Here is a 25,933-nt window from a genome sequence, read left to right as displayed (position 1 = left end):
TATGAATAAATTAATCGTATCCCTTTCGCCCCACGTTCATGGCGGTGACAGCGTGAAGAAGAATATGTACGGTGTGCTTATCGCATTGATTCCGGCATTCCTCATTTCGCTTTACTTTTTCGGACTGGGTGCGCTGATTGTTACGGCTACTTCCGTAGCAGCCTGCCTGTTCTTTGAATGGGCCATCGGCAAATTCCTTTTGAAAAAAGAGACCACGACCGTTACCGACGGTTCTGCCATCATTACCGGTGTGTTGCTGGCCTTCAACCTGCCTTCCAACCTGCCCGTCTGGATCATCATCCTCGGCGCCTTGTTTGCCATCGGTGTAGGTAAGATGTCTTTCGGAGGTTTGGGTTGCAATCCTTTTAACCCCGCACTGGCAGGACGTGTGTTCCTGCTGCTTTCCTTCCCCGTGCAGATGACGACATGGCCGGCCGTGGGCCAGTTTGCAGCCTATACGGATGCCGTGACGGCCGCTACGCCGCTGGCTGTCATGAAAGGCGTCATCAACGGCGCTCCGGGCATATCATTGAGCGACCTTCCGGGAGCTTTCGACTTGTTGATAGGAAACAATGGAGGGTGTCTCGGTGAAGTGAGCGCGTTGGCTCTGCTGTTGGGACTGTTCTATATGTTATGGAAGAAAATCATTACCTGGCATATCCCCATATCTATTCTGGCGACGGTATTCGTGTTCTCCGGCATCATGTATCTGGTCAATCCGGAACTTTACGTGTCTCCGGTGGTGCAGTTGCTCTCCGGTGGTCTGATGCTGGGTGCTGTCTTCATGGCTACGGACTATGTGACTTCTCCGATGAGCCACAAAGGAATGTTGATTTATGGTGTTTGTATCGGTCTGCTGACTGTCGTAATCCGTCTGTTCGGCGCATATCCTGAAGGTATGTCGTTCGCCATTCTGATTATGAATGCGTTCACTCCGCTCATCAACACCTATGTTAAACCTAAACGCTTTGGGGAGGTAGCGAAGAAGAAATGAAAAAGTTAGAATCATCCTTGAAGAACATGTTGCTGGTACTTACGGGCGTTACCGCAATCTCCGTGGCGCTGCTAGCTTATGTAAACGAACTGACAAAGGAGCCCATCGAGCAGGCCAATGCAAAGACTTTGAGCGATGCCGTAAGTGCGGTAGTTCCGGGTTTTGACAATGACCCTATTGCCGAAAAGAAGATGCAGGAGGTAAACGGAGTGCAGTATGCCGTATATCCTGCCACCAAGGGCGGCGAATATATAGGTGCTGCGGTAGAAGCCACAGCGATGGGATTCGGCGGCGAGCTGAAGGTATTGGTCGGTTTCGATGCCGAAGGCAAAATTATCGACTACTCGTTGTTGTCGCATGCGGAAACTCCGGGTTTGGGCTCCAAAGCTGCCGACTGGTTTAAGAAAGGAAATAGAGGTGACATCACCGGCATGAATCCGGGTGAGGCGGCACTGACAGTGAGCAAGGACGGTGGTAAAGTAGATGCCATTACAGCATCTACCATCACTTCGCGTGCTTTCTTGAGTGCGGTGAATGCGGCATATGCAGCATACGCCGGTCAGGAAACTGCCGACGGCACTACCGGTGCTACCTCCAAGAATGTTGAACAACCTGCTGATTCCGCAGCTCCCGAAGCTGCGGATACACTCGGCGCTAAATAAGAAAGGAGTAGAAGATATGAATAATTTTAAAGTTATGATGAACGGGATTATCAAAGAGAATCCTACGTTTGTACTCCTGCTGGGTATGTGTCCTACACTGGGCACCACTTCCTCTGCCATTAACGGTATGGGTATGGGACTGGCCACGATGTTTGTACTGATATGTTCCAATGTCGTGATTTCAGCCATCAAGAATCTGATTCCCGACATGGTGCGCATCCCTTCCTTCATTGTGGTTATCGCATCGTTCGTAACTCTGTTGCAGATGGTGATGCAGGCATACGTTCCTGCATTGTATGCCACGTTGGGGCTGTTTATTCCGCTGATTGTGGTAAACTGCATCGTACTGGGACGTGCCGAGGCATTTGCCGCCAAGAACAATCCGGTGGCTTCCCTGTTCGACGGTCTGGGTATGGGATTGGGCTTTACCCTTGCGCTGACATTGCTGGGCGCCGTGCGTGAGTTTCTGGGAACCGGCAAGATATTCAACCTGAGTATTCTTCCCGAAGAATACGGCATGCTGGTATTTGTCCTTGCTCCGGGCGCATTCATCGCATTGGGCTACCTCATCGCTTTAATCAACAGTATGAAGAAGGCTTGACAATGGATAATGGATGGTTGATGATGGATAATTGTCAATTGTCAATTTTCAATTTTCAATTAATAAATTAAAGAAATGGAATATATATTGATATTTATCTCGGCAATCTTTGTAAACAACATCGTATTGTCGCAATTTTTGGGAATCTGTCCGTTTCTGGGGGTTTCCAAGAAAGTGGAGACTGCATTGGGCATGTCGGCAGCGGTGGCATTCGTGCTTACCATAGCCACTATCGTGACATTCCTTATTCAGAAGTATGTGCTCGACACTTTTAGTCTGGGCTATTTGCAGACCATTACCTTTATCCTGGTGATTGCCGCTTTGGTGCAGATGGTAGAGATTGTCCTGAAGAAAGTTTCTCCTTCTCTGTATCAGGCCTTGGGCGTATTCCTGCCGCTGATTACTACCAACTGCTGTATTCTCGGTGTGGCTATCCTTGTTATCCAGAAAGACTACGATTTGCTGACGGGAGTGGTTTATGCGTTCTCCACGGCACTTGGTTTCGGCTTGGCGCTGACACTGTTTGCAGGCTTGCGCGAGCAGATGAGCCTGGTTAGTGTACCGAAAGGTATGCAGGGCACTCCGATTGCTTTGATTACCGCCGGACTGCTGGCAATGGCGTTCATGGGCTTTTCGGGGGTTGTGAAGATTTAAAAGAAGAAAAAACGGAAATAAAGTGAAAGAGGGGGATAAACTAAAATTTATCCCCCTTTTTCTGTTTTTATTAATTTATTTCCTTACATTTGTGGCGTATTGATAACCTAAAAGCTAAATTATCTATATTTAATATGAAAGAGAAAATCTTAGTTACGGGTGGAACCGGTTATATTGGTTCTCACACGGTGGTGGAACTTCAAAACGCAGGTTATGAAGTCGTTATTATTGATAATTTGTCAAACTCCAGCGCAGATGTTGTAGATAACATAGAGAAGGTATCGGGCATCCGTCCTGCATTCGAGAAATTGGATTGCTTGGATTATGCCGGTCTTGACGCTGTGTTTGCTAAATATAAAGGCATTAAAGCCATCATTCACTTTGCGGCCAGTAAGGCTGTAGGTGAGTCTGTCCAGAAACCGTTGCTTTACTATCGTAATAATCTGGTTTCACTGATTAACCTGCTGGAATTGATGCCGAAACACGGAGTGGAAGGTATCGTATTCTCTTCTTCCTGCACGGTTTACGGTCAGCCGGACGAACTTCCGGTAACGGAAAAGGCACCTATCAAGAAAGCCGAGTCTCCGTATGGAAACACGAAGCAGATTAATGAAGAGATTGTTCGTGATACGGTTGCTTCCGGTGCGCCGATAAACGCCATCCTGTTGCGTTACTTCAACCCGATAGGTGCACACCCCACAGCATTGCTGGGAGAGTTGCCTAACGGTGTACCGCAAAACCTGATTCCTTATCTTACCCAGACCGCTATCGGCATCCGTGAGAAACTGAGCGTGTTTGGTGACGATTATGACACTCCCGACGGTTCTTGTATCCGCGACTTCATCAATGTAGTAGATTTGGCCAAAGCACACGTAGTGGCTATTTGCCGTATCTTGGAGAACAAGCAGAAAGAGAAAGTGGAAGTATTCAATGTCGGTACAGGTCGTGGACTTTCCGTATTGGAACTGATTGATGCCTTCGAGAAGGCTACCGGTGTAAAACTGAACTATCAGATAGTTGGCCGGCGTGCCGGTGATATTGTGAAGGTATGGGCCAACCCGGAATTGGCAAACAATGAACTGGGTTGGAAGGCAGAAACAAGTATTGAAGATACTTTACTTTCTGCATGGAAATGGCAGTTGAAGCTTCGTGAAAGAGGTATTCAATGACAAACTTTGAAATTTGTGTTTTTTAATAAATAGGCAATAAACAAATGCCTCCCCGCATTTGTTTATAATGTGTAAATCAACCTGAAGCTATTTATGTATATGTGAATATCCGTAACTAGTACGTATGCCTCCCCGGCATAGACAGGTAAGATTGCATAGTAGTTTTGTCGTGTTTTATTTTGTGTTTGTGTTGTGAATAAGCCTTGTCGAGAGACAAGGCTTATTTTTTTTGAATGCAGGGAAAAGCGGGTAGCTACGGCTGTTCTGTTATAACGCTGTCAAGTAAGGAAAATAGGAAGATTTGCCTGTCAAAAGCGAGTAGGATGAGTTAGGTGGGATTCTATGGATAGTTTATAAACTAATTGTTAATCGAAGTTATAATATCTGTAATGAATTGTTCTAATTGTAACATTAATCGTCCAAATGGCACTTTTTGTTCAAAAAATGCTATATCCGATAACAATTACGCACAATTTGTCTGTACATTTGTGTAGTTGTTTATGTAACTATTGGGATGAACAAACCATAGCAGACAAACGTTAATAGGTATGAGTACATGCAGAGCTGATGAAAGACGCGACTTGGCTGACTTATTTATGAGGATATACGCGACTTACAACTTGGCATTGGGAAAAATAATTAAGAAGATATAGAATAAAAAAGATTGCTTATGTCACAGATTGTCGGACATGTCTCGCAGGTAATCGGACCTGTAGTAGACGTTTATTTCGAAGGTACGGAGGCAGAAATGATGTTACCGAGTATTCACGACGCACTGGAAATAAAAAGGTCGAACGGCAGAAGACTGATTGTAGAGGTGCAGCAGCACATTGGTGAAAACACGGTGCGGACTGTTGCCATGGACAGTACGGACGGCCTGCAGAGAGGAATGAAAGTGTATCCGTTGGGAGGACCTATCACCATGCCGATAGGCACACAAATCAAAGGTCGCCTGATGAACGTAGTGGGCGACTCTATTGACGGCATGAAAGAATTGGACCGTACCGGTGCCTATCCCATCCACCGCGACCCCCCTAAATTTGAAGATTTGACTACCGTACAAGAAGTTCTTTATACGGGAATCAAGGTTATCGACCTGCTGGAACCATACAGCAAGGGTGGTAAAATCGGTCTCTTCGGCGGTGCCGGTGTAGGCAAGACCGTGCTTATCCAGGAACTCATCAACAATATTGCGAAGAAGCAGCATGGTTTTTCTGTGTTTGCCGGTGTAGGAGAACGTACACGTGAAGGCAACGACCTGCTGAGGGAAATGATTGAGTCCGGTGTTATCCGCTACGGAGAGGAGTTCAAGAAAGGAATGGAAGAAGGTCACTGGGATTTATCGAAGGTAGACTATGACGAAGTGGCAAAGTCGCAAGTATCCCTGATTTTCGGCCAGATGAACGAGCCTCCCGGTGCGCGTCAGTCAGTGGCATTGTCCGGGTTGACGGTGGCCGAGTCCTTCCGCGACATGGGAGCGGAGACAGACGGTCCGCGTGACATTCTGTTCTTCATCGACAATATCTTCCGTTTCACCCAAGCCGGTTCCGAGGTTTCAGCATTGTTGGGGCGTATGCCTTCTGCTGTGGGCTATCAGCCTACACTGGCTACGGAAATGGGCGCCATGCAGGAGCGTATCACCTCTACAAGAAACGGCTCCATTACTTCCGTGCAGGCTGTATATGTGCCTGCCGATGACTTGACAGACCCGGCACCCGCCACCACTTTTACGCACCTCGATGCCACCACGGTATTGAGCCGTAAGATTACCGAGCTGGGCATTTACCCTGCTGTAGACCCGTTGGAATCCACTTCACGCATTCTTGACCCACACATCGTGGGTGTGGAGCACTATGAAGTGGCACAACGTGTGAAGCAGATACTGCAGCGCAACAAGGAATTGCAGGATATTATCTCTATCCTTGGCATGGAGGAATTGTCGGATGCCGACCGTACGCTGGTGAACCGTGCGCGTCGCGTGCAGCGTTTTCTTTCGCAGCCGTTTGCCGTTGCCGAGCAGTTTACGGGTGTTCCCGGCACAATGGTTTCCATCGAGGACACCATCAAGGGCTTCAAGATGATTCTTGACGGAGAGGTGGATTACCTGCCCGAACCGGCTTTCCTGAATGTGGGAACCATTGAAGAAGCCATTGAGAAAGGTAAGAAACTGCTGGAGCAGGCAAAGAAATAAATGGGTTTACGATTGGACGATTCACGATTCGGGTTACTCTGCGTTGTGAATGGCAAATCGGATACAAACAAAAGAATTCCAATCGTAAATAGTAAAACAACTAAATCGTAAATAATATCTGATGAAAGGATTACAGCTAAATATAGTATCACCGGAAGAGGAACTCTTTGATGGAGAGGTGGACTACGTGACACTGCCCGGTGAGATTGGTTCGTTTACCATTCTGCCCCGGCATGCGCCTATTATATCGGCCTTGAGGGCCGGCACGCTGTCTTACGTGACAAAGGACGGCGAAGAGCATAGCAGGGAGATTAACGGTGGTTTTATTGAAATGAACGGCAACAACGTTTCCGTTTGTATAGAATAACCCCTGATTTGATTATTAACTCAAGTTTCGCAAGTCCGGGAGAGTTAAAGGGGAGTTATCGGGAGTTATCCGCTGATTCCGTTTTTCTTCTTTGTTTTCGGTGCATTGATGATTAATATGTCCGAAAGCTGCCGCCGGCGGATGCCGGGACGGATGTTGCAGATTTATTTGCTGATACGTGTGATGAGAATGCTGGTTTCGATATATTTGATTTATGATTCCTGGTTCTTCTTCACTTTTGAAGCGGGCAGGAAACTGAAAAAGAAAAGTAATGATGAAAAGATTGCGTGACATACTGACTGTTGTTCTGCTGGCACTGGGCATGCTGCTGCCTGCCACGGTGCGGGCCGGGAACACGGTGGACGTGAAGGAGATTGTCTTCGGGCATATCGGCGATTCTTACGAATGGCACATCACGACGTGGGGTGAGACTCACGTTACGATTCCGTTGCCGGTAATCGTACATAGCCCGGCTACCGGATGGCATGCCTTCTTATCCTCACGTCTGGAGGAAAATGGCGGAAGTTATGAAGGCTTTTCCATCGCTCCCGCAGGAAGCAAGTACGAAGGCAAACTGGTGGAGCATGATGCCGCCGGAAACGAAACGCGCCCGTTGGACATCTCCATCACGAAGGTAACTCTGGCTTTGCTCATCAACAGTGCATTGCTGCTTGTCATCATTTTGAGTGTGGCGCACTGGTATCGTAAGCACCCGCAGGGAAGTGCCGCTCCCGGTGGTTTCATTGGGTTTATGGAGATGTTCATCATGATGGTGAACGATGATATTATAAAGAGTTGTGTCGGTCCGAAGTACCGTAAATTTGCGCCTTACTTGCTGACGGCCTTCTTCTTTATCTTCATCAACAACATCATGGGGCTGATTCCTTTCTTTCCCGGAGGGGTCAACGTGACGGGAAATATAGCCGTTACGATGGTACTGGCCATCTGTACTTTCTTGGCCGTGAATATCTTTGGAACTAAAACCTATTGGAGAGATATCTTCTGGCCGGACGTACCTTGGTGGCTGAAGGTGCCGGTCCCCATGATGCCGTTTATCGAGTTCTTCGGCATTTTCACCAAGCCGTTTGCTTTGATGATACGTCTTTTTGCCAATATGCTGGCAGGACACATGGCAATGCTGGTGCTTACCTGCCTGATATTCATCTCGGCCAGTATGGGACCTGCTTTGAACGGAACGCTGACCGTAGCTTCGGTGTTGTTCAATATCTTTATGAATGCGCTTGAACTGCTGGTTGCCTTTATCCAGGCATACGTGTTCACCATGCTGTCGGCTGTATTCATCGGTCTGGCGCAGGAAGAGCATAAGGAGGAGGCGGTAAAGTGATGAGGTGATAGAAGGATAAAATTGTGTGGGAATATAGAATATGAATAAAAATAATCATTTAAAAACTAAAAGTTATGTTACTATCTGTATTATTGCAAGCTGCTGCGGCAGGTATGGGAGTTAGTAAACTGGGTGCGGCCATTGGCGCCGGTCTGGCTGTTGTTGGTGCTGGTGTAGGTATCGGTAAAATCGGCGGTTCTGCCATGGAGGCCATTGCCCGCCAGCCGGAAGCATCCGGAGATATCCGTATGAACATGATTATTGCCGCTGCCTTGATTGAAGGTGTTGCTTTGTTGGCAGTAGTTGTGTGTTTATTGGTATTCTTTTTATGATGTACAATCTACCATTTGCAAAGTTTAATTTGTCGTGCGGCATCACTGCGCATTCAAATTGTAAAATTGTAAAATACTGAATAAGATTATGTCATTGTTATTACCCGATAGTGGTCTGCTTTTTTGGATGCTCCTTTCCTTCGGTGTGGTGTTTGCGGTGCTTGCCAAGTACGGTTTTCCCGTTATCACCAAGATGGTGGAAGGTCGCAAGACCTACATCGACCAGTCTTTGGAAGTGGCACGCGAAGCGAATGCCCGGCTCTCCAAACTGAAAGAGGAGAGTGAAGCGCTGATTGCTTCTGCCAACAAAGAACAAGGACGCATTCTGCGGGAGGCGATGCATGAGCGTGACAAGATTATCGTCGAAGCACGCAAGCAGGCGGAAGCCGCCGCGCAGAAGGAGCTGGACGAAGTTAGAAAGCAGATACGGCAAGAGAAGGAAGAGGCCATCCGCGATATTCGCCGCCAGGTGGCAGTCTTGTCCGTGGATATAGCCGAGAAGATTATCCGCAAGAATCTGGACGATAAACATGAGCAGATGAAGATGATAGACCGGATGCTGGATGAAGTGCTGGCCGCAAGTAAAAACAATTAATTCTCAAAGAAATGGATATAGGAATCGTTTCGATGCGTTATGCGAAAGCATTGATGGAATATGCCAAGAGCATGGGGACAGAAGATACGCTGTACAAGGAATTTTGTATGCTCGACCGCAGCTTCAGGAAACATCCGGATTTGCGCATGGCATTGGAAAACCCCATCCTGACGATACGTGAGAAGTTCGCACTTATCTGTACCGCTGCTGTGGGGGATGCTCCTGCCAGCCGTGAGTTTGCACGTTTCATGGCCCTGGTGTTGAAGAACCGGCGGGAAAACCTTCTCCAGTACATCTGCTTGAGCTTTCTGGATTTGTACCGGAAAGACAAGCATATCGGTGTAGGAAGGCTGATAACAGCCGTTCCCGTCAGCCGGGAAGTGCGGGAACGTATCCATGACAGTGCCTCCGCTCTGCTGCATGCCAGCATGGAGTTGCAGACCGAAGTGGATTCCTCCATTGAAGGTGGTTTTATCTTCGACATCAACGACTTCCGTCTGGATGCCAGTATTGCTACGCAGCTTAAGAAAGTGAAACAGCAGTTCATTGATAAGAATAGAAGAATCGTGTGACTTACGATTTGACAATTTGCAATTTGCTATCTAATGGTCTTACGATGCGTAAGTTGCAGAGGTCAAACAGTATGTGGTCCGGATTCTTTCAAAATAGTAAATCGTAAAATAATAAATACTAAGATGTTGTCTGAAAATATAAAAGTAAGCGAAGTCTCCGATATTCTCCGCAAGCAACTGGAAGGGATTGATACCCGCGTGCAGCTGGACGAAATTGGCACGGTACTGCAAGTCAGTGACGGTGTGGCCCGTATCTATGGGCTGCGCAATGCCGAAGCCAACGAGTTGTTGGAATTCGACAACGGCATCAAGGCCATTGTGATGAACCTTGAAGAAGATAATGTGGGTGCTGTGTTGCTTGGCCCTACGGATAAAATCAAGGAAGGCTTCATTGTGAAGCGTACCAAGCGTATTGCTTCCATCATGGTGGGAGAGGGTATGCTGGGGCGTGTAATAGACCCCTTGGGCGCACCGCTTGACGGCAAAGGGCTGATAGGCGGAGAACTTTATGAAATGCCGCTGGAACGTAAGGCACCGGGAGTTATCTTCCGTCAGCCGGTGAACCAGCCGCTGCAGACCGGTCTGAAGGCTGTGGATGCCATGATACCTATTGGCCGCGGACAGCGTGAGCTGATTATCGGTGACCGCCAGACCGGTAAGACGGCCATTGCCATTGATGCCATCATCAACCAGCGTGCCAATTTTGAAGCAGGTGATCCGGTGTATTGCATTTATGTGGCCATTGGCCAGAAAGGTTCTACCGTAGCTTCTATTGTGAACACCCTGCACCGGTACGGTGCGATGGACTATACCATCGTGGTGGCTGCCACGGCGGGCGACCCGGCCGCATTGCAGTACTATGCCCCGTTTGCAGGAGCAGCCATCGGAGAGTATTTCCGTGATACCGGTCGTCATGCACTGGTGGTCTACGACGACTTGTCCAAGCAGGCAGTGGCCTATCGCGAAGTGTCTCTGATTCTGCGCCGTCCGTCGGGACGTGAGGCATATCCGGGCGACATCTTCTATCTGCACTCCCGTTTGCTGGAACGTGCGGCAAAAATCATCAGTCAGGAGGAAGTGGCACGGGAGATGAACGACCTGCCGGACAGTCTGAAAGGCAAGGTGAAGGGTGGCGGTTCGCTGACTGCATTGCCCGTCATCGAAACTCAGGCAGGAGACGTATCCGCCTATATCCCGACGAATGTGATTTCAATTACCGACGGGCAGATATTCCTTGATACGAACCTTTTCAATCAGGGCAACCGTCCCGCCATCGACGTGGGCATCTCCGTGAGCCGTGTGGGTGGCAATGCCCAAGTCAAGGCTATGAAGAAGGTGGCAGGTACATTGAAGATTGACCAGGCACAATACCGTGAGCTGGAAGCATTTGCCAAGTTCAGTGGCGATATGGATCCCGTGACGGCATTGACCATCGACAAAGGACAGAAGAATACACGCCTGCTGGTACAGCCCCAATACAGCCCCATGCCGGTGGAAAAGCAGATTGCCATTCTTTATTGCGGCACGCACGGCTTGCTGAGGGATGTTCCTTTGGACAAGGTCGGCGAATTTGAACGCAACTTCCTTGAGTTTCTTGAGATGAACTATCGCATGGAGGTGCTCGACGTTTTAAAGACGGGTGTCATCAACGATGATGTCTGCAAGAAGATTGAGGAGACGGCAGAGGCGGTTGCAAGGCAATTCTCAATCGTAAATAACTAAATCGTAAATAAATATATGGCTTCACTGAAAGAGGTAAAAAATAGAATCAGCTCCGTCAAGAGTACACGCCAGATAACATCGGCTATGAAGATGGTGGCATCTGCCAAGCTGCACAAGGTGCAGGGGCGGATTGAGAATATGCTGCCTTATCAACGGAAGCTGAATGAGATTCTGACGAACTTTCTGCGTACGGATGCTTCCTTCCAGTCGCCCTATACCGAGAAAAGGCCCGTGACGAGGGTAGCGGTCGTGGCGTTTTCGTCCAACAGTTCCTTGTGTGGTGCATTCAACTCGAACGTGGCGAAGATGCTGGAACGGACTTTGGAAGACTACCAGTCGCTGGGCAAGGAGAATATTCTGATATATCCCGTTGGGAGAAAGGTGGAGGAAGCCGTCAGGAAGATGGGATATGTGTCGCAAGGCAGCTTTCAGGTGATGGCGGACAAGCCTTCGTATGTCGAAGCGTACGGACTGGCAGAGAAGCTGATGCGGGAGTTTGTGGAAAAGCGGATTGACCATGTGGAACTGATTTACCATCACTTCAAGTCGATGGGTTCGCAGGTGTTGTTCCGTGAGAATTATCTTCCCATTGACCTGACACAAGTGGTGCAGGAGGCGGAGGAGGGTATGCCGGAAGATGCCCGCAGTTTTAATAATGACTATATCGTGGAGCCTTCCGTCGGTGAGCTGATAGCGGAACTCCTGCCCAAGGTGTTGAGCCAGAAGATATTTACCGTACTTCTTGATTCCAGCACTTCGGAACATGCTGCCCGCATGCTTGCCATGCAGACGGCGACGGACAACGCCAACGAGCTGATTCAGGATTTGACGAAGCAGTATAACAAGAGTCGTCAGCAGGCCATTACGAATGAGCTGCTCGATATTATCGGCGGTAGCTTGAGATAGCCCGGATTGCTCCGTAAAGGGAATCTGCTGCCATCCGAACCTGCATTATTCACCATCCGAACATCAGCTTTATTCCTTCCTCCAGCGTGTGTGGCCGATACTCCAGTTCCCGGCGTGCCTTTTCTATACTCAGCCCGCTGAAACGGGGACGTGGCGTCTTTTCATTCATCTCCTTTGTGGTGACGGGACGGATGAGCGAGCGATTCAGCCCCAATACGTCCGCTACCCGATAAGCGATGTCTGCAATGGTCAGGCACTCGCTGCCACAGAGGTGGTAGATGCCGTTTTGCGGGTGGTTTATCAGTTTCTCCACTCCTTGCGACACGTCTCCCACGAAGGTGGGCGTACGCCATTGGTCGGCCACGACGAACACTTCCTCATTGCTCCTTAATCTGTTTGCCACCAGTTGGAGCACATTGCCATGCTGTCCGGGCAGGGCAGCACCGTACACCACCACTACACGGACGATGGCATAATTCCCGCAAACGGCAGCGATGCGTTTCTCACCTTCCAGTTTGGTGTAGCCGTAATAATTGACAGGAGCGGGAATATCCTCCTCCGTATAGGGTCGGTCCATATCACCACCGAAAACGAAATCGGTGGAAAGATGGATAAAACGGCTGCCTCCCGCCTCACAGCATTCTGCCAGATGCTCCACGGCAGTAATGTTGACGGCATCCGCTTCTGCATGGTGTGTTTCGCAATAATCGGGGACGGAAAGGGCGGAGGTATTGATTACGACATCCGGCCGTACTTCCTGTAAAAGCTTTTCCACTGCGGATCGGTTGCATATGTCCGTACGGATAAAGCGATAGTCGCCCGAATGAGGACAGATGTCATCGTGCAGGGAACAGCCCGTTGCCTGATAAGCCTGATTGCGGGACAAATCGTCCAGGATGCGTCTGCCGGTAAAACCGTTGGCGCCTATCACCAGTATTTTCCTTTTCATAATTACGTTTATAAATGCGTGATTGAAGACAGACAAAAGAAGCATGCTGGGGCTGCCAGAGTCACATTGTCACTTCGGCCCCTTTCAATATGGATAGTTCCTTCCCTGCTGCACTTCGATGCGTATGCCAAAGGCTCCGTTGGCCGATTTCAGCTCGAACGCCCCTTTGAAATTGTTCTTTTCCCAAGGCAGTGCGGAAGGGTTGGGCACTCGCCATCCGTCTTTGTCATATTCGCCGTAGGTATGGATGCGCATGCCGTTCTTCAAAGTGAAACTTCCCATCTGCAGGTTGTCAGTATAGCCCCAGAAGCCCGTCAGTCCGAAGGGGTTCGAACTGAAATACCGGGAGTTGCTGAGTGAGAATATGTTCGAAAGGCCTTGTGAATAAGTCATGTTCGGGTTCAACCGGAAGATGCGGCTGTAGTCCTTGCTGGCATCCGGTATCTCCAAAGTAAATTTAGGAAGAGTGGGGGCGGACAGATTCATCAGTCCCATATCCAGCAGGAAGCCGTCGTAATTTTTTACGGTTGCCGGTAGGCCGCTTATCGTGTCGGTCGCCACTTCTTCTTGTGCATGGACGGACAAAGTGCCTGTAAATAAGACAAGGACGCAAAGCAGCATCCGTTTTATCATTCCATTTTGGTACATAATTATTATTCTATATTATTATAATCTTTGCCGTTTTATAATTGATTCATTGGGTTTCAAATACAAAGGTAGTTGGAATATATGAGACTTTAATCTTTCTAAAGAATAAAGTTACTACAAAATTCAATTATAAATGAGAAAGCTTTATTAAAGAGAGTTTCAGCCGTTGATGATCAGTTTGTAGTCTATTCCCCTCATATTAGCAATACAGATGTACTCGTTTCCAGCCAGCTTGCGCCTCAGTTTTTTGATGAACACGTGCTGGCTACGGGTGTTGAAGATGGTATCCAAAGCAACTTTAGATATTACGATATTATTCTATGTTTTTTATATATTTTTTTAATAGGGGTATTGTGATTATTAAATATTTGTATAATTTTGCGCTGATTATTAACAAATGGTAGGTCTCTCTGCTTTAGAAAGAACGGACAAGTGTGTTTTATTTGTTGATAATCAAATTTATACATATTTATTAACCCAAAGTAATACTTATGAAAGTTGAAAGATTAACTCTGACTGGCAAGTATGTCTTGCTTGCAGGTGCCTTGGGAATATTTTCCATACCAGTGTCTGCTACTCTGGCAGATGCGGTAAATTTGCTGCCTGCAATTACACAACAAACCACGAAAATCAAAGGTAAGGTTTTGGACAATAATGGGGAAACCATTATTGGTGCCAATGTATTGGTGAAAGGTACAACTAATGGTACCATTACGAATCTGGATGGAGAATATGAATTGAATGCACCGGTAGGCGCCACGTTGGTCGTATCTTATATTGGATATAAGACTATCGAGGTGGCTGCGACCTCTGGAACGCAAATTATCAAGTTGGCAGAGGACACCGAAACATTGGACGAGGTAGTCGTTGTGGGTTATACTACCCAACGCAAGGAGAGTTTGACGGGAGCCATGAGCACTGTGAAGAGTGACAAACTGAAGGACATCACCACTCCTTCTGTGGAAAATATGCTGAACGGCAAGGTGCCGGGCGTATATGTGGCTCCGGGTTCTGGACAACCAGGTTCTAATGGTGCCGTAGTGATTCGCGGACAAGCTTCGTTGAGCGGTGGTACACAGCCTTTGTGGGTTATCGACGGTGTTATCGTAGGTAGTAGTGCCGGTGATTTGAACCCTGCTGACATTGAAAGTATGACCGTTTTGAAAGATGCCGCTTCGACTGCTATTTATGGTTCGGAAGGTGCCAACGGTGTGATTGTAGTCACTACCAAGAAAGGGCGTGAAGGCAAATTGAATGTAAGTGCATCCGTCAAGATGGGTATAAGTACTGTGAACAACGGTAATCTGGAAGTGATGAACGGTGCCGAGTTGTACGATTATTACGCTTCTTTCCAGAATGTTAACGAAATTGCGTTTACCCGCTGGAATCCTGAACTGCGCAACAGTAATTTTAACTGGTGGGATTTGGCTACCAAGACCGGTTTCACGCAAGATTATCACGTCTCAATCTCTGGAGGTTCAGACAAACTCCAGTCTTACTTATCTGTTGGCTACTACGATGAAGAAGGAGCTGTAAAGGGATATGACTATAAGCGATACAGCTTCCGTACACGTACCACCTATAAGCCGTTCAACTGGTTAACAGTAAAACCGTCATTGAGTGGTTCTCGCCGTGACATTTACGACCAGCAATATTCTGTTACCGCCATGTATTCCATGTTCCCTTGGGATAGTCCGTATGACAAAAATGGAGAATTGGTGCCTCATCGTTATAGTGGATGGGTAAATGCGCAGAATACCAACTATTTGCTGGACTTAAGCTATGGCAACTATGGAGAATCTACCAACTATGAGTTCATGGGTAACTTTGACTTCGACATTCGTCTTACAGACTGGTTGACATTCACCTCTGTAAACAATTACCGCTACCTTTCTTATTCTTTACATAGCTATACAGACCCGCGCTCAAATGGCGGTTCCGGTGTGGATGGACGTTTGTATGAATATCGCAGTGAAGTGGTGCGCCGCTATACCAACCAGAACTTGATGGTGAGCAAAATGTTCGGTAAGCACTCTATCAACGGTCACGTATCCTACGAGTTTAAGGACTACACGGCCAAGACCTTTGCAGGAAACGGTACAGGGTTTATTCCCGGTTTCCAGGTGATGGACGTTACTGCCATTCCTGAATCTATTGGAGGTGCACGCACTGAATGGGCTGTACAATCTTATTTTACCAACTGGAAATACACTTATGACAATAAATATTTGGGAGAAGTGATGTTTCGTCGTGATGGTGCTTCCAATTTGGGAGACAATGCCAAGTATGGTAATTTGTTCTCTGTCAGTGCCGGTTGGATTATTAACCGTGAAGACTGGTTCAACGCAGATTGGGTGGACAATCTGAAACTCCGTGCATCCTACGGTTCTGTAGGTAACCGTCCTAGTTCACTTTATCCGCAGTACGACCTTTATTCCGTTTCTTCCAGCTATAACGAACAGGCAGGAGCTTTGATTTCTGTCATCGGGAACAAAGACCTGACTTGGGAGAAAACTTTCACCACCGGTATTGGTGTGGATGGTGCGTTCTTTGACAATCGTCTGCACATGACTTTTGATTACTATCTGAAGAACACCGATAACATTCTCTACAATGTGCCCGTTACTGGTTTGACTGGTGTAACATCCATCTACAAGAATATCGGTAAGATGCGTAATACCGGTTTTGAACTTTCCGTAGGTGGCGACATTATCCACAACAAAGACTGGAACTGGAACGTAGAGTTCAACGTCGCTACCAACAAAAACGAGTTGAAAGACCTCTATGCACAGAAGCAAGCTGACGGCAGTTATGCCATAGTTCCCGTTATCATTAGCGATGGTAGTTCCATTGCCGGTACCATCAACAGACGTCTGGAGGTGGGTGAACCTATCGACACTTATTATGGAAAAGAATGGGCAGGTGTAAATCCTGAAAACGGTGCCCCGATGTGGTACATGGACGATGAGAACGGTAATAAAGTAACGACATCCAATTATTCGGAAGCAGACTATTACAAACTGGGTACAGCCAATCCGAAAGTATTCGGTGGATTCTCTACTTCTTTATCATGGAAGAACTTCGACCTGAGTGCTGTATTCGGCTATTCTCTCGGTGGACAAATCTACAACTACTCACGTCAGGAATATGACTCGGACGGTACTTATACCGACCGTAACCAAATGAAATTGCAAAAGGGCTGGAGCCGTTGGGAAAAACCGGGTGACATTGCTACACACCCTGTGGCCAAATACAACAATTCCGACAAGGGTAATTCCGCATCTTCACGTTATTTGGAAGATAGCGATTATCTGAAGTTACGCTCACTGACTCTGAGCTATAACTTCGTTTTGAAGAAATACGGTATACAGAACCTCCGTCTTTCTCTCTCGGGCGAGAACCTGTTTACCGTTACAGATTATTCCGGAGTTGACCCTGAGATTCCTGCATCCGATGGTTCCGTTATGGGAACTGCCGGTCCGGCGGTTTATCCGTCTGTTCGTAGATTCATGCTTGGTCTAAATGTTACATTCTAATCTAAAAAAAGGAAAATAAACAATGAAAAAGATACTAGCCATCGCACTTGTTGCAGCAACTGCATTGACAAGTTGCGACATTGAAAGACTGCCATATGGTTCTATGTCTGCTGAGCAAATCACCAGCGACCCTTCTGCATCCTTGGATGCCTTGATGAATGGAGTATATGCACAATTGAAGACATGGTCCGACCCTATGCACCGTTGCGGTGAATACGCCGGAGACAACATGATGATTCGTGGTAGTTCCACGGATGCTTTCTTTGAATTCATCTCATACTCTCGTACTCCCAACAACTATCGTCTCCAGAACTTTTGGGACTATGGTTACAAAGGTATCGCACAGGCTTCGAACATCATCAACATGATTGAAGAAGGACAAAGTGAAGAAATCGACAACCAACTGGGCGAATGCTATTACGTGCGCGGTATGCTCTACTTCTATTTTGTACGTGCATATGGACGTCCATACTATCAGGCACCGGAAAAAAATTTGGGTGTGCCCATTGTAAACGGTACTCCTGACAACATCATGACAGACTTGTTTATGGAAGACCGTGCTACCGTGAAGGAGACTTACGAACAAGTTATCAGTGACTTGAAGAAAGCCGAAGAAATGCTGACTATAGACAAAGGTCCTGCTTACGCTTCAAAAGGTGCCGCACAAGCCATGCTGTCACGTGTGTACCTGTACATGAGCGGTACTTATGAAAACCCGAATCAAGAATATGCACGCTTGGCTGTGGAATATGCCGACAAGGTAATCAATTCCGGTGATTATAGCCTGTTGAATCGTGACCAATTCATGAAATACAATACCCTTACGCCGGAAAACAACGACGAATCTATCTTCGTGGTAAAACGTGTGGCTTCCGAATTCTCGGGATATGACCATTACTACGGTATCGGTGGTATGTATGCCAACATTGGCGGTATGGGATGGGGCGAAATGTATGCCAGTGCCAAATACATCGACTTGCTGAATGAGACAGGTCGTAACGACTGGCGTCCGGACCATTATAGAATTGTAGATGCACGCGCTGCTTTCATCGAACCGACGTATGAAGATGGGAATAAATTGGTGTTCCGTTTCATCAAAAAAGAACAAGAAAAAGGCTCCGACCCTATATTGAACTACGCACAATTCGATGCAGAACGCAATGGGGCTACAGTGACTTGCAAAGATGCAGAGAAGAACTCTTATACACTGACTCCTGTCAACGAAGAAGAGGAAATCTACGAAATCAATTATGGTGGAGCAACCTACCAAGGAGTATTGGACTACTATATTTCTCTGAACCGTGTATATCCGCAATTCTATATCACCAAGTGTTCTCGTGAGGGTGAAGATTCACATCTCCATTCTCCCATCATCAGCCGGTTGGGCGAGATTTACCTGAACCGCGCGGAAGCGTACGCTAAATTGGGACAATATAGCCAGGCTTTGACTGACCTGAACACAATTCGTGAACGTTCTATTCCGGGAGCTGGCTATACATCGTTGGATAAAGAGGATGCTGTCGAAAAAATCGACAAAGAGCGTCAATTGGAATTGGCATATCAGGCAGAACGTAGCTATGATGTATTCCGTAACGGCAAGCCTTTGACTCGTCGTTTCCCGGGTCCGCACAAACAGTTTGAAGACGTTTCGGCTACTGACTATCGTGTGACTTATTACATTCCGCAAGATGCTATCAACGCTTATCCGGGTACTTTAACCCAGAATCCGACAGACAATAGCGGAGTGGTACTCAACTAATAGGAATATAACAGTTTTGCATTACATTATTTCACAATTCTAACCTTGAATCGAGTGGTTGCCCATTTTGTGGGCAGCCACTTTTTGTTTTTCATTAATCAAGATCAGTAGAGGACTATGAATTGTAATACGGCAATAAACGCTGTGTTTCTATTATTGGCAAGCATTTGTGTGCAGGCGCAAGGAAGTTTTATTATTGAAGGTAAGGTAAAGAATGTGAGGTAGGGTGTCTGCTTGAATCTGTTTAGGATGGAAGGTGGCGTAGGAGTAGTATTGCTGTCGATACGTTGCAGGGAAACAGCTTTCGTTTCGAGGTACCTGTTTCGGAAGTGGGTACGGATTGTTTTAGTCTGGTGATTTTTGATGCTAATCATTTGCAGGTTGTCGGCAGAGCCCCGGAAGCCCGTCAGCCCGAAAGGGTTCGAACTGAAATACCGGGAGTTGCTGAGTGAGAATAGGTTCGAAAGGCCTTGTGAATAAGTCACGTTCGGGTTCAACCGGAAGATGCGGCTGTAGTCCTTGCTGGCATCCGGTATCTCCAAAGTGAATCTGGGAAGAGTGGGGGCGGACAGATTCATCAGCCCCATATCCAGCAGGAAGCCGTCGTAATTCTTCACGTCCGGCAGAAGCTCCTTTTCGGACGGAGACATGCCTTCGGGAGACATCTCGTCGCGTACGGACGCAGAGCGTACCGTATCGGCAGGCATCTCGCTCTGTGCGCTGACGGATGACATGCCTGCAAGTAAAGTGATGATGCAGAAGAAGATTTGTTTCATAGTTCTTTGTTCACGATTTCAGTTGCTGCCCACCGCATAGGGGCGGACTGAACAAAGATACTCGTTTCCCTCTATTTCCGGAAATATCTTTGTATTACTTCTATTTCTTTATACGAATGGCAGGGACGAAGACGGCAGTTTAGTTTTAGTTTAGTCTACTATCAGTTTATATCCTATTCCCCGCACATTGACGATACGGATGCGCTCGTCTCCGGCCAGTTTATGCCGCAGTTTGGTGATGAACACATGCAGGCTGCGGGAGTTGAAAAAGCTGTCGTCTCCCCAGAGGTCGAGCAATACGTTCTGGGTATTGACCACCTGGTTGCGGTTCTCGCAGAGGCGTTTCAGTATTTCGGACTCGCGGTGGGAGAGTTCCACTTCCGTCTGCATCTGCGGTGAGGCAGCGACTCCCACGTACGTAAGTCGCTGCGTGATGGAGTTGAGTCGGTAGTCGCCTATCTCGAAGCTGGTGCTTTCCTTGGGCTTCTCGTCTGTAAAGGAGAAGGCTTTACCTGCCAGCGCCTTGATCCGAATCATCAGCTCCTGCATGCCGAAGGGTTTCTTCAGATAGTCGTTGGCACCTAGTTCAAACCCTTCCACCACATCGTTGATGGCGGAGCGGGCGGTGAGGAACAGTACCGGGGTCTGTTTGTCGGTCTGCCGGATGCGGCGCACCATTTCAAAGCCGTCCATGCGGGGCATCATCACGTCTGCCACCAGCACGTCGGGGCGGAGGTCGAAGAACTTGCGCAATCCTTCTTCACCGTCTGCTGCGGTGTGGATGATGAAGTTCTGCCCTTCCAATGTGTCTTTGATAATCATGGCGAGGGTTTGTTCGTCCTCAACCAGAAGTACGGTTATCTTTTCCATAATTGTCGCTTTTGTTACAAGTAATGTAAAGTGCCCTAACAAGTAATGTAAAGTGCCCTAACAAATAATGTTATCATATCCTTATCGTAAAGGTACTTCCTTTTCCCAACTCACTCTTTACCGATACGCTGCCACCATGCTTCTCTATCATGGTCTTCACATAGAACAGTCCCAGCCCATAGCCTTTCACATCGTGCAGATTACCCGTGGGTACGCGGTAGAACTTGTCGAAGATATGCTTCAGCTTTTCCGGTGCGATGCCTATGCCACGGTCGCTGACAGATATTTCGGTCTGCTCGCCTTGCTCCATGGTAGCAATCCGTCGGCAGCGGATGTCTATTTCGGCTTCTCCGTTAGAGTATTTGATGGCATTGTCCAGCAGATTGCTGAGGATGTTGCTGAAGTGCGTACGGTCGGCAAGGACGGTGAGGTCCTGGGGCTCGATGTCGGTGGAGGTGTGGACGGGCTTCCCGGCTTTCAGCTTGTGTTGCTCTACGAGGCGTTCCACGATTTCTTGCAGGGAGAGCTCCTCCGAATGGAGGCGAAACGTACGGCGGCGCTCCATGCTCATGGAGAGAATCTGCTCCACCAGTCTGCTAAGCCGCTGAAGCTGCTCCTGGCAAATGCGCAGGTACTTGTCGCGTTGCGTCTTTTCCTCGGCCTGGTTGAAGTTCAGCAGGGCATCGTTGGCGGCATAGGCCACGGCGATGGGTGTTTTCAGTTCGTGGGTGATGTTGTTGGTAAAGTCGCTCTTCATTTCCTCCAGGGTCTTTTGCTTCAAGATGGTGCGGATAAGGAACCAGAAGGAGAAGGAGAGTATCACGAGAATGATGAAGGAAGTGGCGAGAATGCCCGACATCTGCCGTAGCACAATCGCGGTGACGGGTTCTATCGTCAGCCGGTACAACTGGCTGCCATGCAGGTTGAAGGCATAGTCGTACTGCACGGCTTGGGCGCTGGGCGTGTACCCCTCGGTGCCCTTCACGGAAAGGGTGTCGGTGTAGGGGAGGACGTTGCCGCTGCCGCCTCCCGCATACAGGTATTCCAGCCGGTAGGGCATGTCGAGTCCCTGCTCGCGCAGCAGGCTGGTGAGCAGGCTGTCGTAGATGGCGAGGTCTGGGTTGAGGACGACGTCCAGTCCGGAGTGCAGTCCGCGTTGGAAGTAGTTCGTCAGTTTCTGCATGTTGTTCTGCTTGCCGAGGATGACGTCTATGCCTTCGTGGACTCTCATGGCGGATTGCTGCAGGTCGGCAGGTTCGTACTCGGATATGGTGTCTCCCGTCACTTCCACAATGAGGCTGTCCGCTTTCTCGGGCTCTTGCTTCGGGGTGGCCGTGGTGATACTTGTGGAGCTGCTGACGTAGGACTTGTCGTTGTCATAACCTGCCGATACACTCACGGTTCCTTCTTTGATGCTGTCATTCCGTAGTTTTTCCACGCGTATCATCATCTCGTTATAGTCGCTCATGCGCATGGCTTCGGTGATGTCGCGCTCCATCTGGTCGTGCATGGTATGGTAGAGTCCCGTCAGCCAGTAGGCTTGGTAGGCGAAGATGCCGGCCAGGGAGACGATGACAAGTATGGCAATATATTTGAATGGCAGTTTCATGTTTGTTTCCGGTTGTTTTTATACATACAAAGATAAGATTAATGTTGTGAACCCTGACATCCGATAAGACTAAATAACACTCCCGATAACACTGGATAACACTTGGTAAGCCGCTGATAACACAAGTTTCTGCTGATTCTGCCGTACTTTGCGGATGAAGATTTACAGAAGAAGAATATAAACATGAATATGAAGAAGAACATGAAACGATTCTATTTACTCCCTATTGTATGCTGTGCATTGAGCATCAGTCTTTCGGCACAAGAGAACAACGGCACTGCAACCACCTCCGATGCGGACGGCAACCGCATCCTCAGCGCTGACAGCCTTGTCACGACCGATGCCCGTCTGGACAGTCTTTATCAGACCTTGCCGGAGGTGATGATTACCGGTGAACGCCCCATCGTAAAGGCAGCACAAGGCAAACTGGTGTATGACCTGCCCCGCCTTATCCGGAATCTCCCCGTGGACAATGCCTACGATGCCGTGAAAGAGCTTCCCGGCGTCATCGAGGTGAATGGCGGGCTGCAACTGGCAGGCCAGGGAGTCACCGTTATCCTGGACGGCAAAGTAACCACCCTCGGTACCGGGCAGCTCTATGCCTTGCTGCGCAGCATTCCTGCCAGCCGCATCGAGACAGCGGAAGTGATGTACAATGCCCCTGCGCGCTACCAGGTGCGTGGCGCACTTGTCAATATCACCCTGAAACAATCGGCAGACGGCCCCGGCTCCTGGCAAGGCGAACTCTACGCCAAGTATCGCCAAAAACACGACGAAGGCTTTGAACAACGCGCCAGCCTGCTCTTCAGCAAGAATAAATTCTCAGCAGACTTTCTTTACTCGCACAGCCATGGCCGCGGCTACTCTACTACCGGCAAAGAGGCTGTGCACACCTTGGCAGACGGCTCGGTTCACCCCATGACAACAGATGAGGTGAGCCGTGGCCGCAGCCATGCCCACAGCTTCCGGGCAGGAGCGGACTATGACCTCGCCAAAGACCATCAGCTGAGTTTCGTCTATGACGGCGCCTATTCCACCGGTCACAATCACAGGGATATCACCGGTACCCAAGTTTCTACCACTCGCAGCAACAGCACCGACTGGCTGCACAACGGCCGTCTGGACTACCGCGCTCCTTTCGGCCTCAAAGCCGGTGCCGAACTGACCTACTACCGCTCTCCGTCCGACCAACTACTACATAGCCGCATGCAGGACGAGGAACTCGATTTCTACACGGAAGACTGCCAGCGCATCAATCGCTGGAAGTTCTTTCTGGCACAGGAACACAGTCTGGGCAAAGGCTGGGACTTGAACTACGGAGCCGTCTACACCACCGGCATCGACAACAGTTATCAGTATTATTACGACCCCGAAACCGGTGAACGTTTGACCTCGTCGGATGCCTTGAGCAATATGAAGTCCCACCGCCGCGAGCAGACCTGGAATGTCTATGCCGGCTTCAGCAAGAGTTTCGGCGACAACCTTGTCTTGGACGCTTCCCTTGCCGTGGAGCATTACAAGACTCCCGTCTGGAGCCAGTGGGACTGGTATCCCATCCTCAACCTGAACTATATGCCTGCCCCGGGACATATCCTCCAACTCTCCCTGAGCAGTGACAAGGACTATCCCGACTACTGGGCCGTGCAGGATGCCGTCTCTTACATCGGTGGCGGATATTCCGAGCTGCATGGTAATCCGTTGCTGAAACCGGCACAAGAGTATGGGGTGAAAATGACCTATATTTTGAAAAGCAAATACATCTTCAGCGCCTGGTTCAATCACACCAAGGACTACTCCGTACAGACGCTCTACCAATCCTCCGAACGTCTGGTTGAAATCTACAAGACACTCAGTTTCGACTGTCAGCAACAAGCAGGCATACAAGCCTCTATTCCATTTAATGTGAAGAATTTGTTGAACTCGCGCCTTACCCTCATCGGCTTGTGGCACCGCGAAAAGGATGGTGATTTCTGGGATATTCCTTTCGACAGAAAACAATGTTATGGCATTGCCCAGATGAACAATACTTTTACTCTCTCCACCAAGCCCGACTTGAAGCTGACGGTGACCGGATTTGTGCACAGCAAAGCCATCCAGGGCATCTACGACCTGCCAGCGTCGGGCCATGTGAATATCGCCCTGCGCTACGGCTTCGCCAAGAACAAAGCCATCCTCAACCTCTACTGCAATGACCTTTTTGAGACGGGACAGATTTCTCCCCGCATCCGTTTCAGGACGCAGAACGTGACGAACCGTTACTCATGCTTCCGCGAAGCAGGTGTATCGTTCACCTATAAGTTCGGAGGATATAAGGAGAAGCAACGGGAGGCGGTGGATACGTCGCGGTTCAAATAAAAAGTAATTATTCGCTGAATAGTTACCAATAAAAAAGGTCGATGTTAAATATAAATAAAAGGGGGGTACGATATTTTCGTAATTCCTTTTATTCTTAGTATCATTGTTCATTGTTAATCAAAATCGATAAAGGATATGAACTGCAGGAAGGTAGTAAGCGCTGTTTTTCTGTTATTAATAAGCGTTTGTATGCAGGCGCAAGGTACTTGTGTCATTGAAGGAAAAGTAAAGAATGTGAAGCAAGGAGTCTGCCTGAATCTATTTCGGATGGAAGGAGACGTGGAAAACAGTATTGCGACAGATACCCTTCAGGGAGACAGTTTTCGTTTTGAAATACCTATCTCTAAAACAGATACAGAACGTTTGAGTTTGATGATTCGTGACGGTAATCTGTATAGTATGGGATTGTCCCTTTGGGCTAAGGAAGGTTCCCATATCCGCTTGACGGGCGAGGATATGAACATCTACACCTGGCAGGTGGAAAGTGAAATGCCGCAACAGAAGATATGGCAGCTTTTTGTAAACGATTCACGGGATTTATGGAACCATAATCAGGAGAATAGAATGGAGCACATGCGATTGATGCGCAAATATCCCCGGAAACCGGATGATAAGGAGGTGCTGGCAAAGGTCGTTGCTTTGCGTGACAGTTTGGAAAAAGTGGAAAATGATTTAAAATTCCGTATAGCCTCCAATGTAATAGCCCAAATGAAGCAATTGCCGGTAGAAGAAGTTTGGATGGATAACCTGAAAAGCTTGGCAATAGGAGTGAAGTACACAAAAGGTTATCCTTACCGTAAAGAAGTAGAGGAATTATATGCCAGACTTACTGAGGAACAGCGTCATAGACCGGAAGCTTTGGACATCCAAGCCTATTTGTTTCCTGTCAAGGCGGTAGCTGCACAGGAAAAGGCAGCAGACGGCGATTTGTTCGACTTGCAAGGAAATGTACACCGTCTGTCCGACTTTAAAGGGAAAGCAGTCTTAATGGATTTTTGGAGCCGTGGATGCGGACCTTGCCTTATGGCATTGCCGGAAATGAAAGAAATCAGCAAGAAATACGAAGATTGTCTGGTGATAGTCAGTTTGAGTATTGATGATAAAACCAACCGGGAGATAGCTTCGCGCCACCATGACATTAGCTGGTGGAATTTGAATGACTTGAAAGGAAATCACGGTTTGTATGCTAGGTATAGTTCAGGTGCTATCCCTCGCTATGTATTTTTATCTCCGGAAGGAGAGGTTGTAGAGATGTGGTCCGGTTATAGAAAAGGCAGTTTGTTGGAGAAACTGGAAAAACTGATGGAATAGTAGGGGATTT

At 48.2% G+C, this 25,933-nt stretch carries 22 protein-coding genes and 2 pseudogenes; 18 read left to right on the top strand and 6 right to left on the bottom strand.

The genetic code is table 11. From position 1 onward, the window contains the following. Position 1: 1 nt before the first annotated feature. The 14 genes and pseudogenes from HU824_RS09275 to HU824_RS09210 all read left to right on the top strand — a co-directional run bounded on the left by HU824_RS09275 (position 2) and on the right by HU824_RS09210 (position 12,110). Positions 2-994: an RnfABCDGE type electron transport complex subunit D gene (locus tag HU824_RS09275; protein ID WP_176468689.1), complete on the top strand. Its 993-nt coding sequence runs from the start codon at positions 2-4 to the stop codon at positions 992-994. Further along, a complete protein-coding gene (locus HU824_RS09270) occupies positions 991-1,656 on the top strand; it encodes an RnfABCDGE type electron transport complex subunit G (RefSeq protein ID WP_136009984.1) in 666 nt (221 codons plus the stop codon). The genes HU824_RS09275 and HU824_RS09270 overlap by 4 nt, the downstream gene beginning before the upstream one ends. A 16-nt stretch (positions 1,657-1,672) precedes the next feature. Beyond that, positions 1,673-2,257 (top strand): electron transport complex subunit RsxE, encoded by a 585-nt coding sequence (gene rsxE / locus HU824_RS09265; protein ID WP_176468688.1) that lies wholly within the window; start codon positions 1,673-1,675, stop codon positions 2,255-2,257. A 75-nt stretch (positions 2,258-2,332) separates the two neighbouring features. Next, positions 2,333-2,911, top strand: a complete 579-nt coding sequence (gene rsxA / locus HU824_RS09260; RefSeq protein ID WP_136009982.1) for an electron transport complex subunit RsxA — start codon at positions 2,333-2,335, stop codon at positions 2,909-2,911. 134 nt (positions 2,912-3,045) lie between these two features. Then, on the top strand, positions 3,046-4,080 hold the full coding sequence (galE, locus tag HU824_RS09255; protein WP_176468687.1) for a UDP-glucose 4-epimerase GalE: 1,035 nt from the start codon (positions 3,046-3,048) through the stop codon (positions 4,078-4,080). Positions 4,081-4,750: 670 nt separating this feature from the next. Beyond that, entirely contained in the window at positions 4,751-6,271 is a 1,521-nt protein-coding gene (atpD, locus tag HU824_RS09250) for a F0F1 ATP synthase subunit beta (protein ID WP_176468686.1), read from the top strand. 121 nt (positions 6,272-6,392) lie between these two features. Next, the gene (gene atpC, locus HU824_RS09245; protein WP_176468685.1) at positions 6,393-6,638 is read left to right on the top strand and encodes an ATP synthase F1 subunit epsilon; all 246 of its coding nucleotides are present in this window, start codon (positions 6,393-6,395) and stop codon (positions 6,636-6,638) included. 60 nt (positions 6,639-6,698) lie between these two features. After that, positions 6,699-6,929: pseudogene (locus HU824_RS09240) on the top strand (hypothetical protein); the annotation flags it as partial. Further along, entirely contained in the window at positions 6,913-7,983 is a 1,071-nt protein-coding gene (gene atpB, locus HU824_RS09235) for a F0F1 ATP synthase subunit A (RefSeq protein ID WP_176468699.1), read from the top strand. The pseudogene HU824_RS09240 and the gene atpB, both read left to right, overlap by 17 nt. A gap of 74 nt (positions 7,984-8,057) precedes the next feature. After that, entirely contained in the window at positions 8,058-8,315 is a 258-nt protein-coding gene (atpE, locus tag HU824_RS09230; RefSeq protein ID WP_176468684.1) for an ATP synthase F0 subunit C, read from the top strand. Between the two features lie 88 nt (positions 8,316-8,403). Next, entirely contained in the window at positions 8,404-8,910 is a 507-nt protein-coding gene (gene atpF / locus HU824_RS09225) for a F0F1 ATP synthase subunit B (protein WP_176468683.1), read from the top strand. A gap of 11 nt (positions 8,911-8,921) precedes the next feature. Continuing rightward, complete coding sequence (locus HU824_RS09220; protein ID WP_136009975.1) at positions 8,922-9,482, top strand: F0F1 ATP synthase subunit delta; 561 nt, start codon at positions 8,922-8,924, stop codon at positions 9,480-9,482. Positions 9,483-9,608: 126 nt separating this feature from the next. Further along, positions 9,609-11,204, top strand: a complete 1,596-nt coding sequence (gene atpA / locus HU824_RS09215) for a F0F1 ATP synthase subunit alpha (RefSeq protein ID WP_136009999.1) — start codon at positions 9,609-9,611, stop codon at positions 11,202-11,204. A gap of 15 nt (positions 11,205-11,219) precedes the next feature. After that, positions 11,220-12,110, top strand: coding sequence for a F0F1 ATP synthase subunit gamma (locus tag HU824_RS09210; RefSeq protein WP_176468682.1), 891 nt, complete (start codon positions 11,220-11,222; stop codon positions 12,108-12,110). Between the two features lie 49 nt (positions 12,111-12,159). On the opposite strand, the gene HU824_RS09205 is transcribed toward HU824_RS09210, so the two are convergent. The 3 genes and pseudogenes from HU824_RS09205 to HU824_RS19740 all read right to left on the bottom strand — a co-directional run. Continuing rightward, positions 12,160-13,059 carry an SDR family oxidoreductase gene (locus HU824_RS09205; protein ID WP_176468681.1) on the bottom strand — a complete coding sequence of 300 codons (900 nt, stop codon included), beginning with the start codon at positions 13,057-13,059 and terminating at the stop codon, positions 12,160-12,162. Positions 13,060-13,143: 84 nt separating this feature from the next. Then, a complete protein-coding gene (locus HU824_RS09200) occupies positions 13,144-13,692 on the bottom strand; it encodes an occludin (RefSeq protein ID WP_176468680.1) in 549 nt (182 codons plus the stop codon). Between the two features lie 174 nt (positions 13,693-13,866). After that, a pseudogene (locus HU824_RS19740) lies at positions 13,867-13,995 on the bottom strand (DNA-binding response regulator); the annotation flags it as partial. A gap of 203 nt (positions 13,996-14,198) precedes the next feature. On the opposite strand from HU824_RS19740, the gene HU824_RS09195 reads away from it, so the two are divergent. Together HU824_RS09195 and HU824_RS09190 are read left to right on the top strand one after the other, a co-directional pair. Continuing rightward, entirely contained in the window at positions 14,199-17,243 is a 3,045-nt protein-coding gene (locus HU824_RS09195) for a TonB-dependent receptor (RefSeq protein ID WP_176468679.1), read from the top strand. Between the two features lie 22 nt (positions 17,244-17,265). Further along, complete coding sequence (locus HU824_RS09190; protein WP_176468678.1) at positions 17,266-19,002, top strand: RagB/SusD family nutrient uptake outer membrane protein; 1,737 nt, start codon at positions 17,266-17,268, stop codon at positions 19,000-19,002. Positions 19,003-19,106: 104 nt separating this feature from the next. Here HU824_RS09190 and HU824_RS19735 read toward each other — a convergent pair whose 3' ends face one another. From HU824_RS19735 to HU824_RS09175, 3 genes are all read right to left on the bottom strand, one after another. Continuing rightward, positions 19,107-19,778 (bottom strand): hypothetical protein, encoded by a 672-nt coding sequence (locus HU824_RS19735; protein ID WP_255260490.1) that lies wholly within the window; start codon positions 19,776-19,778, stop codon positions 19,107-19,109. A 150-nt stretch (positions 19,779-19,928) separates the two neighbouring features. Continuing rightward, positions 19,929-20,648 carry a response regulator transcription factor gene (locus HU824_RS09180; RefSeq protein ID WP_176468677.1) on the bottom strand — a complete coding sequence of 240 codons (720 nt, stop codon included), beginning with the start codon at positions 20,646-20,648 and terminating at the stop codon, positions 19,929-19,931. 73 nt (positions 20,649-20,721) lie between these two features. Then, entirely contained in the window at positions 20,722-22,257 is a 1,536-nt protein-coding gene (locus tag HU824_RS09175; protein WP_176468676.1) for a sensor histidine kinase KdpD, read from the bottom strand. Between the two features lie 201 nt (positions 22,258-22,458). Between HU824_RS09175 and HU824_RS09170 the strand changes: the two genes are divergently transcribed. Together HU824_RS09170 and HU824_RS09165 are read left to right on the top strand one after the other, a co-directional pair. Next, positions 22,459-24,612, top strand: coding sequence for a TonB-dependent receptor (locus HU824_RS09170; RefSeq protein ID WP_176468698.1), 2,154 nt, complete (start codon positions 22,459-22,461; stop codon positions 24,610-24,612). Positions 24,613-24,747: 135 nt separating this feature from the next. After that, the gene (locus tag HU824_RS09165) at positions 24,748-25,923 is read left to right on the top strand and encodes a TlpA disulfide reductase family protein (protein ID WP_217994191.1); all 1,176 of its coding nucleotides are present in this window, start codon (positions 24,748-24,750) and stop codon (positions 25,921-25,923) included. Positions 25,924-25,933 lie beyond the last annotated feature (10 nt).

Origin of the sequence: Bacteroides sp. L10-4 (assembly GCF_013373675.1) — a bacterium.
In the GTDB taxonomy this organism is placed as follows: domain Bacteria; phylum Bacteroidota; class Bacteroidia; order Bacteroidales; family Bacteroidaceae; genus Bacteroides; species Bacteroides muris.
Note: the sequence above shows the minus strand (reverse complement) of the source record. Positions and strands in the feature narration are given on the sequence as shown.